Origin of the sequence: Sulfurospirillum halorespirans DSM 13726, assembly GCF_001723605.1 — a bacterium.
Lineage (GTDB): Bacteria > Campylobacterota > Campylobacteria > Campylobacterales > Sulfurospirillaceae > Sulfurospirillum > Sulfurospirillum halorespirans.
In genome coordinates, this window is the sequence record NZ_CP017111.1 from 2311957 (window position 1) to 2324449 (window position 12493).

Annotated in this window: 10 protein-coding genes; 4 read left to right on the forward strand and 6 right to left on the reverse strand. The window is 43.0% G+C overall.

What is annotated here, in order from left to right:
- Window positions 1-2: 2 nt before the first annotated feature.
- The 6 genes from SHALO_RS11530 to ciaB all read right to left on the reverse strand — a co-directional run bounded on the left by SHALO_RS11530 (window position 3) and on the right by ciaB (window position 7555).
- Window positions 3-1886, reverse strand: a complete 1884-nt coding sequence (locus SHALO_RS11530; RefSeq protein ID WP_238585240.1) for a GGDEF domain-containing protein — start codon at window positions 1884-1886, stop codon at window positions 3-5.
- A complete protein-coding gene (locus SHALO_RS11535) occupies window positions 1852-2451 on the reverse strand; it encodes a hypothetical protein (RefSeq protein ID WP_069478659.1) in 600 nt (199 codons plus the stop codon). Before SHALO_RS11535 ends, SHALO_RS11530 begins: the two co-directional genes overlap by 35 nt.
- 62 nt (window positions 2452-2513) lie before the next feature.
- Complete coding sequence (locus SHALO_RS11540) at window positions 2514-3305, reverse strand: substrate-binding periplasmic protein (protein WP_069478660.1); 792 nt, start codon at window positions 3303-3305, stop codon at window positions 2514-2516.
- Window positions 3306-3399: 94 nt separating this feature from the next.
- A complete protein-coding gene (locus tag SHALO_RS11545; protein ID WP_069478661.1) occupies window positions 3400-4098 on the reverse strand; it encodes an ABC transporter permease in 699 nt (232 codons plus the stop codon).
- A gap of 57 nt (window positions 4099-4155) precedes the next feature.
- Window positions 4156-5601, reverse strand: a complete 1446-nt coding sequence (locus SHALO_RS11550; RefSeq protein ID WP_069478662.1) for an acetyl-CoA carboxylase biotin carboxylase subunit — start codon at window positions 5599-5601, stop codon at window positions 4156-4158.
- A gap of 91 nt (window positions 5602-5692) precedes the next feature.
- Window positions 5693-7555 carry an invasion protein CiaB gene (ciaB, locus tag SHALO_RS11555; protein WP_069478663.1) on the reverse strand — a complete coding sequence of 621 codons (1863 nt, stop codon included), beginning with the start codon at window positions 7553-7555 and terminating at the stop codon, window positions 5693-5695.
- A gap of 144 nt (window positions 7556-7699) precedes the next feature.
- Between ciaB and SHALO_RS11560 the strand changes: the two genes are divergently transcribed.
- The 4 genes from SHALO_RS11560 to SHALO_RS11575 all read left to right on the forward strand — a co-directional run bounded on the left by SHALO_RS11560 (window position 7700) and on the right by SHALO_RS11575 (window position 12322).
- Window positions 7700-8827, forward strand: a complete 1128-nt coding sequence (locus SHALO_RS11560) for a hypothetical protein (RefSeq protein ID WP_069478664.1) — start codon at window positions 7700-7702, stop codon at window positions 8825-8827.
- Window positions 8828-8952: 125 nt separating this feature from the next.
- Window positions 8953-10437: an inorganic phosphate transporter gene (locus SHALO_RS11565; protein ID WP_069478665.1), complete on the forward strand. Its 1485-nt coding sequence runs from the start codon at window positions 8953-8955 to the stop codon at window positions 10435-10437.
- 179 nt (window positions 10438-10616) lie between these two features.
- Window positions 10617-11873: a DEAD/DEAH box helicase gene (locus tag SHALO_RS11570; RefSeq protein ID WP_069478666.1), complete on the forward strand. Its 1257-nt coding sequence runs from the start codon at window positions 10617-10619 to the stop codon at window positions 11871-11873.
- Window positions 11870-12322, forward strand: a complete 453-nt coding sequence (locus SHALO_RS11575) for a YaiI/YqxD family protein (protein ID WP_069478667.1) — start codon at window positions 11870-11872, stop codon at window positions 12320-12322. The genes SHALO_RS11570 and SHALO_RS11575 overlap by 4 nt, the downstream gene beginning before the upstream one ends.
- The last annotated feature ends 171 nt before the right edge of the window (window positions 12323-12493 follow it).

Here is a 12493-nt window from a genome sequence, read left to right on the forward strand (position 1 = left end):
GGTTATTTACAGTGATTAATCACCCCTAAATCGACGCACGCAATATGATTAGGCGAGGCTTTGGCACTCTTTTTTAAGACGCCAAAGATTTCGTTGAGTTCGTTATCATCCAGATCGTGTTGATAGCCAAATCCATGGCAGATGACTGCCGCACTAACGGTCATCAAAGAGAACTGCTGAATCACGCCATCGCGGTTTTTTGCCATAATGTACCCCGTACTTAGCCCCTGTTCGCAGTAAAAACTCTTGATGTCCTCTGCAAATTTACTCACGATTTCCAAAATAATGCCATACACTTTCTCAAAGCTATCTTCATCTTTAAGGCTCCAACCAAGGAAGAAGTCATCGCCACCAACATGTCCTACTAAACACTCATCAAAGCCAACGGAGCTTCTAAGGATGTCGGCAAAAAGCGTAATGGCGCGGTCTCCTTTGCGAAAGCCGTAGTAGTCGTTAAAGGGTTTAAAGTTATCAAAGTCAAAGTACGCCATCATCACTTTCTCTTTGCCATCCACCGCATTTGCGACAAACTCATTAATGATGCGGTTACCTGAAAGTCCTGTAAGCGGATTTTGATCTTTGGCATCGACAATATTTTTTTCATTGACAATATCCAAAAGCACTTTGGAACTCAAAAAACCCACATATTTTTCATTTTCGGTGATCAAAATCGCGTCATTGTCATCATCAAACGCGTAAATTTTGAGGATTTTTTCAATCGGATCGTTGATGTCCGCCCTTCCACAATGCGAAATGATCTTTTTAAGGCTTCCTTGCGTCATATTGTACAGCAATGCTTTGCCGTAATTGGAGTAGATGTAGGCTTTAATATCCATGTCTTTAATGATGCCAAGCGGTGTGAGATCGTGTGCCAGTACAGGCACGAAATGGATCTTTTTATCGCTTTTAAGCACATCGTACACCTCGTTGATGTGCGAATCAATAAAAACCGTGTGACTCTTTTGCAGGTATTTATCGATGTTGGCGATCTTACCACTTTTACGTTTATCATTTTGAGAAACCATCTTGAGATGTTCGTACGAAGGAGAGATCTCATGGACATTGAGCGTTGGTCGTTGCACAAAATAGCCTTGCACCATATTGCAGCCAAGTTTTTTACACTCGATGTACTCCTCTTCGCACTCCACGCCCTCGGCAATCGTGAAAATTCCCATCGCTTGGGCGATTTGGACGATGGAGTTGACGAAGAGTTTCTTCTTTTTACTGAGGTGAATGTCGCTGATAAAAAATCGGTCGATTTTGATGAAATTTGGATCGGCATTAAAGAGCATTTGAAGCCCTGAAAAACCGACACCAAAATCGTCAATTGCCATCTTATAGCCTTGCTGTTTGTAGAGGTTGAGTACGAGTTTATCAACCCCAGCATACATGCCCACTTGGTGTTTTTCGGAGAGTTCAAAGCAGATGTTAGACGTGTCCATCTCGTAGGTGGAGAGCAGTTCACACGTGTAACCCGATTTAAAATCAGGCATCATCGTGATGCGATTGTCAAGATTGTAAAAAAGTTTAATATGTTTGGAAAACGGCAGTAACGAAAATTTGTGAATCGCCTTTTCACGCAATTTCACATCGATCATGTAGAGTGCTTTCTCACTGTAAGCCGTGTCAAAAATGCAGTCAATCGTCGTAAATCCAGCAGGTTCGTAATTGCGTATCAGCGCTTCAACGGCGTAGAGTTTGCCCGTGTAAATATTGACAATGGGCTGAAAAGCAAAATCCGCCACTTCGACCAATTTTTGCCATTTGTCATTGAACATCGTGTATGATTCCTCTGTGTTGATGAGAAAATCATACACCAAAGCGATTACTAAAACATTACATGTAAAAGCGCTAGTCGCAGTTTTCCACGCAGATTTTATGCACAATCACTTGTCCGCCACACCCGACAAAGCAGGTGTCATAGTGTTGGTCACACCCACAATTGGTCGTACAAAAACTCTGCTGATTGACCAAAATCTGCTCAAACGTTGGACGCGTTGGAACCCATGGCTCGCGAGGACGGTCGTGACTCAGACGGCTCATATAACGACGTAATTCATCGCGCCTTTTACACGCATTGGGGTCTTTATTTTGTTCACACTGCCTTTGAAAATGGCTCAAATCGCGACTGTAATCGTAATAATCCCTCTGCCAATGCCTCAAGTCCATCTCAAAACGCATCACGTCCATTTGGTAGCGACTGTATGCCATCTCGTACGCTCTTTGTTCATCCATTTCAACGGCTTTAGCTTTGCCATACGCATCATCAAGACAATATTGGTAATTTCGTTGACATTGATCTTGACACCCTTGGCGAATCAGCGAACAGTTATTGAGGCAGGGTTGCGAGCGCGATGAGGCAGGAGGAATGTACTCATTTTTAATGACATAGCGAGGGCCACATCCTGCAAACAACAGAGCGATACAGACCCAAAGTAACCAACGATACATACGTACCTCTTTCAAATAATTTCGTGTATTATAGGGTAAAATCGTGAAGTTTGGGTGAAATCTTAAGGCTGAAGCACAGCACCTTTGAGGTAGTGCGAGACAATACGCTCATACATGCTTGAACCTTTACCGTCAGGCTCTTTAAGACGGTTCAGCTGCGCTTGCATGATGCTCATCTGCTCTTTAGGAATCTCTTTGCCCACGCAGATATAATAATCGGTGTTCAAAATCACATGCGCCAAGCGGTACTGCGCGACGTCTTGATTTTCACTGATCAGATGGTACACAAAAGGAACATCGGTATAGACAAGCGCGTCAACTCTGCCATACTCCAACATTTTATAGCCTTGAATCGGGGTTGAAACACGGGTAATGTTCAGACCATGCTTTTCGCCAATCTCTTGAAAAAGCAGTTTTTCAGACGAAGTCTCTTTAATCGTCACAATGCGAAGCGGACGTAAAATCTCTAACGTCGTTTTCCCCTTGGGCAGGTCCATTCCTCGTTTGGTAATCACCGCTAATTTTACCGTCGCAACAGGCCCTAACCAGTAAAAAAAAGGTTCTCTTTCTTTGAGCTTCACTGCGGTTACTAAGTAAGATCTTGGATGTTTGAGGGCTTCATCGTACATTTTATTCCACGCATCAAATTCAATTTCGTCTTGGGAAAATTGGGGTCGTAAAGAGACAAGACTCGCTTCCAAAAGATCAATACTTAACCCTTTAATAGCACCTTTGTCGCGAAAACTAAACGGAGGATTGGGGACGGCGTAGAGTGAAATGTCGCTCCCGATGAGAGACGTCATCCCTAAAATAACGGCAATTATTCCATACACAAAATGAGATCGAAACTGCATGATAGACCCTTAGTCAATTCATTTGAGAGGCTTTAAAAGTGTAACACATACCGCCTTACGTGAAACCAAAAGTGTGACAAAAATGACGAAGAAATTAAACGTCACCTTGTGTGCGCGTTTGATACAGAAGGTACAAAATCGTGCTGATCGCGCCACTGCTCAAAATCATCGCCATCACGACAATTTGGTAGCGCACGGCAATGAGAGGATCGACACCTGAGAGAATTTGCCCCGTCATCATGCCAGGCAGTGAGACAAAACCTACGGCTAAAAACGAATTGATCTGAGGAATCATCGAAGCTTTAAACGCGATAGCGCGCGCTTTTTCCATGCTGTGATGCTCACGCTCTTTGTCATAACGCTCCGCACACAACGAGATCGCATTCATCGCATTGGCATAGATCATACCAGCTAGAGGAATGACATAGCGCGGATCGAGTGGATTTTCAAGCTCCAACACGCCGCCTAACACAAGGGCAAGGCTGAGTGTGCCACCTACGGTGATGCTTCCCAAAATAACCAGATAACTTTGAAGATTTTGAGCGCGAATATTGCGCCTCGCAATCAGTGACGCCACCGTGATCATGACCGCGATCAGAAGCGTTAAAAGCCACAGCGAGTTGGTGTGAAAAAGGGAAGTGAGCACATAGCCAATAAGGATGAGCTGAACACTCATGCGAAGCGTTGCAACAGCAATCTCTGTTTTGTCTCCGACCCAACGGTAATAGAAAAAAGCAACCAAAACAAGCGGTGGAAGCAGGTAAAGCAGGTGAGAAAGCGAGATCGTTTGCATGGATTAAGCCTTACATGTAAAGCGGTATGTCAAAGCATACCGCTTTAAAAGATGATCTTACAACCCTTGATTTTTAAGTGCTGCCACAATCGCAGCGATGTGCTCATGTTTGATCTCATCTTCTTCGATGTCATGGATCGCGTCTAAGGTAAAGGTGGGAAGTTTTTTATCGAGATAGGTCGTGTTAAAGATACCATTTTTAAAATCTTCGTCCCGCATAATTTGACGATGCAGTGGAATATTGGTAGGAATTCCCGAGATGATAAACTCATCCAAAGCACGTCTGGCTTTGCGTACCACACCATCCCAGTCTATGCCCACAACAATGAGTTTGCCAATCATCGAATCATAGTTGGTCGGCACCACATAATCTTTAAAACCAATGGCATCAAGTCTCACACCAGGACCGCCGGGAGAGAGGTAAGTCGTAATGCGACCCGAAGAGGGAATAAAGCCATTTTTAGGGTCTTCCGCGTTGATACGACACTCAATCGCGTAGCCTCTAAATTTGATGTCTTCTTGCATGGTAGGAAGGGGTTCGCCCTCAGCAATGCGGATCATACTTTGAACGATGTCGATGCCCGTAATCGCCTCTGTGATCGTATGCTCCACTTGAACCCTCGTGTTCATCTCGATAAAGAAGAAGTTATCGTCCTCATCGACCAAATACTCCACCGTTCCCACGCTCTCGTAGCCCAGTTTAAACATCGCTTTTTTAGACGCACGAAGCAGTTCATTGCGGACTTTGGGGTTAAGCCTCGGACTTGGAGCGATCTCCACCACTTTTTGATGGCGACGTTGGATCGAACAGTCGCGTTCGCCTAAGTGAATTACATTGCCAAATTTATCCGCCATGACTTGCACTTCAATGTGGCGAGGATTTTGCACGTATTTTTCAATAAACGCATCGCCCCTGCCAAAAAAGCGCTCTGCCTCTTTGGTTGCGGCTTCAAACATCGGAATAAACTCTTCCTCTTTTTTGACAATACGCATCCCTTTTCCACCACCACCAAAGGCTGCTTTGATGATCACAGGAAAACCAATCTCACGTGCCACACGAATCGCCGCATCCATCTCAAGAATGGGCTGATCGGTACCGCCAAGAACGGGAACACCGACGGCTTTCATGGCAATTTTTGATGCCATTTTGTCACCAAAAAGAGCGATATGATCCGGCTTTGGACCAATGAAAGCAATGTCATGATCGATACAATACTGCGCAAAATCAGCATTTTCAGACAAAAATCCGTATCCTGGATGAATCGCGTCTGCACCAACCTCGATGGCAAGTGCTACGATATTTTTATAATCCAGATAAGCCTGAATTGGATCGCCCTTGAGCAGATAACTCTCATCTGCCTTACGAACCCAAACACCATTCGCATCAATCGTTGAAAAAACACAAACACTCTTAATCTCCAACTCTTTACATGCCCTAATGATCCTAAGCGCGATTTCACCGCGATTGGCGATCAATACCTTTGTGATTTTTCGTGCGTCCACGTCTCTTCTCCCACTCAAAAATGAAGCACAAATTATAGCACTTAAATATTAAAGTAACCTCTGTATTAAAGACATAATTTTGACATAATTTTTATAGCCACTCTTCGCGATGCACACTCTCATCAATGTCGCGTCCCATACGTTGATGCAACGCCCAATAATAGTCCACAAACTTCTGAATCACTTCTGAATTTGGCATGTAAAATCCACCTTCTTTACATGTAAAACGCTCCAAAAAGAGTTTTGCATCCCGTTTTGAGAGGTAATGCTGCAACAATTCCGTATAGGTTTTAAGATACCACGCTTTGAGTCGTTCATACGCTTCAACGCGAAGATCGATCGTTAAGGTTTCATCAAACGCCAAGACACCGCTTTGAAAGAGTCCGCTAAGATGGATCAACCCTTCACAATAATAAGGCTCCACTTCGCCCGTTTTCATCCAGGCAATGAGCCCCACAGAGCGCTTGATGACATCGCGTAACAGCGCCATTTTAAGCGTTTCATCTTCTTTCATAAAAAACGCAACCAAGCCACCCGTAGTCGCTTTAAACTCTTCGATATTTTTAAACACCCCACTTTGATTCATCCGCGTTTCGGTGTCGTGGTCCATCCATAAAATATGCCCAAATTCATGCCCGATGGTGCTCACTTCATACACCTGATGCCATAGCGGCGCTTGATGAAAGATGATCTCACGTTCCGCGTCCATAAACGCTTTGCCAAAAACCTGCTGGTTAATTTTTAAAAAGGGTTTCGCACGCAAAGAATCCAAGATGTTATCGGAAAAGGCAAAGATCTTTTTGCCGAGCTCTTGACTGACCGTTTCGTCATTGGGAACCACTTGCGCGGAGAAAAGTCCGTTAAATTCCGCAGCATAAAACAGAGCAGGACGCCCGATGTAGAGCTGTACGCGCTTTAGGTTTGAGAGAACATTCTCTTTTACATGTAAAACATTTTCACCGTTTTGATCAAACAACGTGGTAAACATATTTAAAATGCGATCAAACGTGCCGTACGCCCCTTTGTTTTCAGGATTGGAGATTCGCACATCCCACTCCAAAGCGACCGCTTTTTTGTAGTGATCTTCGTAGTATTCCAAAGGATGACCGATCTGAATCGGCGTGGTGATTTTCATCCATCTGCGATCCACTTCCGCCCATCTAGCAATCAGTTCACTGCGCTCCTCTTCCCCAAACGCCTCATCAAGTGCTCTAAAATAGTCAATGTAAAACGTTTTGTGATCCCAATCAGGATCGTCCATCTCGTACAGATCATCACACAAACTCTGCAACGCACTTCTAACCTGCTGAACTTCTTTTGTAAACGCTGTTGCATAGGCTTTTGCGATATAACCGCCCTCCACTTTTTCAAGCACCGAATAGGAGCGATCACCCTCTTCACCATTGGGTGATGGATCGAGCAAGCCGTTTACATGTAACATCTGCGCGATCGCTTCTTGGTCTTTGGCGTATTCCAGTTCCAAAAGAGGATTGATCGTGTTGATAATGTGCTCATTCCACGACGATTGCCAGCTGCTTAAAGCCAGACCGACCTCATGAACACCACGCAATATGCGTCGGTAAAACGGTGAAAAAAGCCACTCTTTATCCACATGTGCCAAAAGTTCACCGTGCGCTTTGAGGTAAAATTCACTCACCCAAAGATAAGCTTTCTCTTTTGCTTGTGTAACAAAAACCTCATCTTTCCCCTCTTTTTCCAACGCTTGCACCAGCTGTTCATCCCGAAGGTTGATCAGACGTGTGAGGGCTGCAACCCTGTTTTCGCGAATCAACGAAAGCTCAACGCTGTCTAAAAAAGTGTCGATAACCGCTTCCATACGTTTATCGTACGTTTGTGACTCCACAATACTAAAGTAATTCCCAAGCTCCCTTTGGCGCTCCCCTAAAAGATCGTAAAATCGTCTTAAATCATTTTCAAATTTCTGGCTCATCATTTTTCTCACATTTGTTTGTCAATTTAAGTATAATCTTAACGCCTTTTTCATCTATACAAGGTTAAGAAAAAGAGCTGCCCAACAAAATTCTCAACGATTGCCGATTTAGCTTCTTGATTCTAGATTATTAAACCAGGAGTTGCTATGACCAGCCGCTACGAATCCATCAATACCTATCTGAATCGAGGCATTATCGAGGCGAATATCGCCTATGCCAAAATGCACCAAAGCTCTTTTTCGATTGTTAAATTTGGATTTGAAGTTGACTTGGAAGATGGTTTTTTCTTTAAAGACCTCATGGCGTTTATTCACACTGAACTTGGATTTCACACGTTGTTGCAGCAAGGGGTAGACACTTTTTTGATCGTTTTGCGCGACATTAAAATTCACCACGCCAAAAAAGTACTCAAAAAGTTAGAGCACTCCATCAAACAAAATTTTAAAATAGAGATCAAACACATTGGGCTCACCCTTTTTGACGTAAGTGATAGCTACAAATCTCTCTTGGATCGCCTTGATAAATACTACGTCATGTCACGCCTTTCAAGCCGTAAAAAGATCTTTTATGGCACGTTGGATTTTGACTTTTACGAGACACAAAATAAAAATGATGTCTTAGCCTCCATTTTACGCAAAGAAAATACGGTCACCTTGCACAATCTTTACAACGGCATTCCCATCAAAGAGGTCGCAACCATCGCTAAGTTTGATGAGGGCATCGCGCAGATCAAGGTCATGACACCCAAAATTTTCTACTACACGAAAGAGAGTTTTACCTTTATTCAACACGACAAAATCCCGAGCATCATCAAAGCCAAAATCATCAAAGTTGATCCGGCTAAAACCCTTGTTGTGCTTGCTAATTTGGAGTTTTTAGATGCTTCGCCACTGGATCGAAGCTACATCAGAGTGCAACCTCAAAAACCGATCAATGCAACCCTTGTGATCAACAAAATCAAGTTCATCGATGGCACGCTCGATACAATTTCCGAGAGCTCTGTGGTTTTACATGTAAAGCTTGACGCTATTGAAAAAATCATTCACCAAGATTTTGTGGAAAAAGAGTTTGACATTGCCTTTCATATTCCCAGTGAAAAAGGGTTTTTAACGATGGTTTCTGCTAAAGCGACCATTTTTAGCATCATCAACGAAACCATTGTCGTCAACATCCAAGCAAATCCATTTATGAAATCCAAACTAAAAGAGTACGTCTCCATGCGTCAAAATGCCCTTTTGGTGGACTTAAGGCAACAACTTAAACACATGAGCTAGCTCTCATATTTTTATCCAAAAGGCGCTTGGAGTGACATTAGAAAATAAGCGTATTCTTAATTAAAGCAAAATAACTATATTTATTCGATAAAGTTACGGTTACTAAAAAATTAGGATACTTCTTTATGTTTGTACTTTGGGATGCCTTGAATGATGTCGGCTCGCTGACAATTGCTTTATTACTTCTCTCACTCGGTATTGCTCTTTTTTACGAAATGATCAACGGTTTTCACGACACTGCCAATGCCGTTGCCATGATTATTTACACACACTCCATGAAGGCAAAATACTCTGTCATCATGTCGGGCATTATGAACTTTTTAGGCGTTGTGACAGGTGGTATCGGTGTTGCTTATGCTATTGTTCACCTACTTCCTCTGGACATCATGGTTGAAACAAATCAAAATGCCGCCTTAGCCATGGTGTATTCGCTTCTTATCTCGGCGGTTATTTGGAACTTTGGCACATGGTATTTTGCACTGCCCGTATCGAGTTCGCATTCACTGATTGGCTCGATCATCGGCGTCAGTGCTACATTTGGTATTTTAAATGGGTTTGATCTTTCCCATAGCGTTAACTGGAAAGTGGTTTATACGGTTTTAACAGGGCTCGCTTTATCTCCCGTTATCGGCTTTGGTTTAGCGTTTTTACTGATGAAATTATCTCGAAAGTACATTGATAATCCAAAACTATTTAAATCGCCTAACGACGAGGATAAGCGAAAACATCCTAGTTTCTTGGCACGTATGGGCATTGTTGCAACAGGGGCAGGCGTTAGTTTTGCGCATGGTTCCAATGATGGTCAAAAAGGTATCGGTCTTATTATGATCATTCTTATTGGTATTTTGCCTAACTATTATGCGCTCAATATGGACTCACATCACTATAAAATCACCCAAACCAGAGATGCTGCCAATAACCTCTCACGCTTTTATACCGACAATAGCGAGAAGTTGATACAGCTTGTCAATGAAAAACGACTTATTAGCGCCCTAAAAACTAAAAATACCATTGCAGAGTGTAATGTCAATAATATTGCGGAGACGACCTCACTCATTGCCTTGAAATTGGATGGATTAAACTCCTATAAAGAGCTCACGTCCAAAGATATCTGGAGTATTCGTACCAGCATCTTATGCACAGACCATTTCTTCTCCCAAGCAGAAAAAATCTATCTCCTCACGGATAAAGACAAATCGGATTATATTATTACCCAAAGAAAAGCGTTGGTTGCGCCTATTGAGTATGCACCGTATTGGGTTATTATGGCAGTTGCATTAGCAATTGGCATTGGGACTATGATAGGGTATCAAAGAATCGTCCATACGATTGGTGAAAAAATTGGTGCAAAACCCATCAATTACATGCAAGGAACCGTTGCACAAGCTACGGCTATGATCACCATTTTACTCGCCAATATGGCACATGCTCCTGTGAGTACCACCCATATTTTATCCAGTGCTGTAACAGGATCTATGGTTGCAGAACCTGATGGTGGTATTCAAAAAGGAACGGTGAAAGTGATTGTGCTTTCATGGCTCTTCACATTGCCTGTTACAGCGCTACTGGGCTCGGCAATTTATATTGGTCTTAACTTTTTGATGAAGTAAGGCGTCATGTTAAATCGATGGGATACTTTCCTCTAAGTATCCCATCGAAGCTCATGCCATGGCACTGTTATCGATCTTTGTTTAAGGCGCGTTAGCCTACAATCTTGACTCAATCCACACGACGTAGCATTTGATATTTGCTATTAACCCACTATGTACAACCTAAAGGAATTTTTACGATGTTATTTTCAGATTTAAAACTCAGCCCTGCGCTTTTAAAAGCGATTCACGATGAAGGCTACACGACCCCAACACCCGTACAAGAAAAAGCGATTCCTTCCATTTTAGAAGGTCGCGACATGCTTGCAGGTGCGCAAACGGGTACGGGAAAAACCGCTGGCTTCACCCTGCCTATTTTAGAACTTCTCTCTCAAAAACCGCATAATAACAAAGCCAAACCTCTTCTTCGTGTACTCATTCTCACACCTACCCGTGAGCTTGCCGCTCAAGTTGGGGAGAGTGTTAAAGCGTATGGTAAATATTTACCGTTTAAAAGTGCCGTTATTTTCGGAGGCGTGGGTATTCATCCACAAATTCAAACTTTGCGCTCTGGCATTGACATCCTTGTTGCAACACCGGGTCGTTTGCTAGACCACATTTCACAAGGTACGATTGATCTTAGACATATCGACACCTTTGTGCTTGATGAAGCAGACAGAATGCTTGATATGGGATTTATCAAAGATATTCGCCGTGTCATTTCCCTCCTTCCTGCAAAACGCCAAAACCTGCTCTTTTCAGCAACTTACTCCGATGACATCAAAAAACTGTGTGAGTCGATCTTGAAAAATCCAGCGATTGTCGAAGTAGCACGTCGCAATACCTCCAGCGAACTCGTGAACCAACGTGTCATTATTGTAGATTGTAAACGTAAAACGGCACTTTTAGGCAAACTGATCAATGAAAATAAATGGGAGCAAGTGTTGGTCTTTACGAGAACCAAACACCATGCCAATAAAGTCTCTGAATACCTTGCCAAAATCGGCATCAGTTCAGCCGCCATTCACGGAAACAAAAGTCAAAGTGCACGTACCAAAGCCCTCGCTGATTTTAAAAATGGTTCAATTAAAGTGCTTGCGGCTACAGACATCGCAGCACGCGGTCTGGACATCGACCAACTCCCTCATGTTGTCAATCTTGAACTTCCTAACATTGCGGAAGACTACGTTCACCGTATCGGCAGAACGGGACGCGCAGGAAATAACGGCGAAGCCATCTCTTTAGTGTGTGTGGATGAGCATGATTATTTACGTGGCATTGAAAAACTGATCAACAAAAAATTTGAGCGTGAAATCATCGAAGGCTTTGAACCCGATCCAAACATCAAAGCAGAACCCATTCAGCAAGGTCGTGGCCCAAAACCACAAGGACAACCAAGACGCAGAGACAACGCGCCTCGTGAATACGTCGAGAAAAGAAGAGAACGACAGCGATGATGATCTACGTTGATGCCGATGCCTTTCCTAATACGCTCAAAGAAATTCTTCTTCGAGCGGTCTTCAAACGCGGCATCACCACTCATTTTATCGCCAATAAAAAGATACCGCTTCAAGACTCACCTTTGCTTAGCATGATCATCGTAGCGCAAGGGGCGGATGAAGCGGATCACTACATCGTCGAACATGCTGAGTGTTCAGATTTGGTCATTACGGCTGACATCCCTTTAGCAGACCGATTGGTCAGCAAAGGCGTACTTGCGCTTGATCCTAGAGGGACGATTTACGATGAGAGCAACATTAAAAGTCTGCTCGCCATGCGCAATTTAATGCAAGAGCTTCGCGATGCTGGAGAGATTACTGGAGGACCAAGTGCCATTGGTGAAAAACAAAAACGTGCTTTTGCCGATGCACTCAATGCCCTCTTACAAAAAATATTAATAAAATGATAAACTTAATCTATATAAGATCAGACAACAAGATTAAATACGAGAATTGAATTTTATATGTGAAAAAAGCAAGCATAATATTTTTTAATTTCACAATATAACAACTTGAAAACCTAGCATAAACTCTAACCAATATATTTTAAAGGAACTGAAATTATTTTTACTATTACA

Coding starts and splice junctions, on each gene's coding strand:
- SHALO_RS11575 (WP_069478667.1), top strand. CDS start 11,870: ATGATGATCTACGTTGATGCCGATGCCTTTCCTAATACGCTCAAAGAA.
- SHALO_RS11565 (WP_069478665.1), top strand. CDS start 8,953: ATGTTTGTACTTTGGGATGCCTTGAATGATGTCGGCTCGCTGACAATT.
- ciaB (WP_069478663.1), bottom strand. CDS start 7,555: ATGATGAGCCAGAAATTTGAAAATGATTTAAGACGATTTTACGATCTT.
- SHALO_RS11540 (WP_069478660.1), bottom strand. CDS start 3,305: ATGCAGTTTCGATCTCATTTTGTGTATGGAATAATTGCCGTTATTTTA.
- SHALO_RS11535 (WP_069478659.1), bottom strand. CDS start 2,451: ATGTATCGTTGGTTACTTTGGGTCTGTATCGCTCTGTTGTTTGCAGGA.
- SHALO_RS11560 (WP_069478664.1), top strand. CDS start 7,700: ATGACCAGCCGCTACGAATCCATCAATACCTATCTGAATCGAGGCATT.
- SHALO_RS11545 (WP_069478661.1), bottom strand. CDS start 4,098: ATGCAAACGATCTCGCTTTCTCACCTGCTTTACCTGCTTCCACCGCTT.
- SHALO_RS11570 (WP_069478666.1), top strand. CDS start 10,617: ATGTTATTTTCAGATTTAAAACTCAGCCCTGCGCTTTTAAAAGCGATT.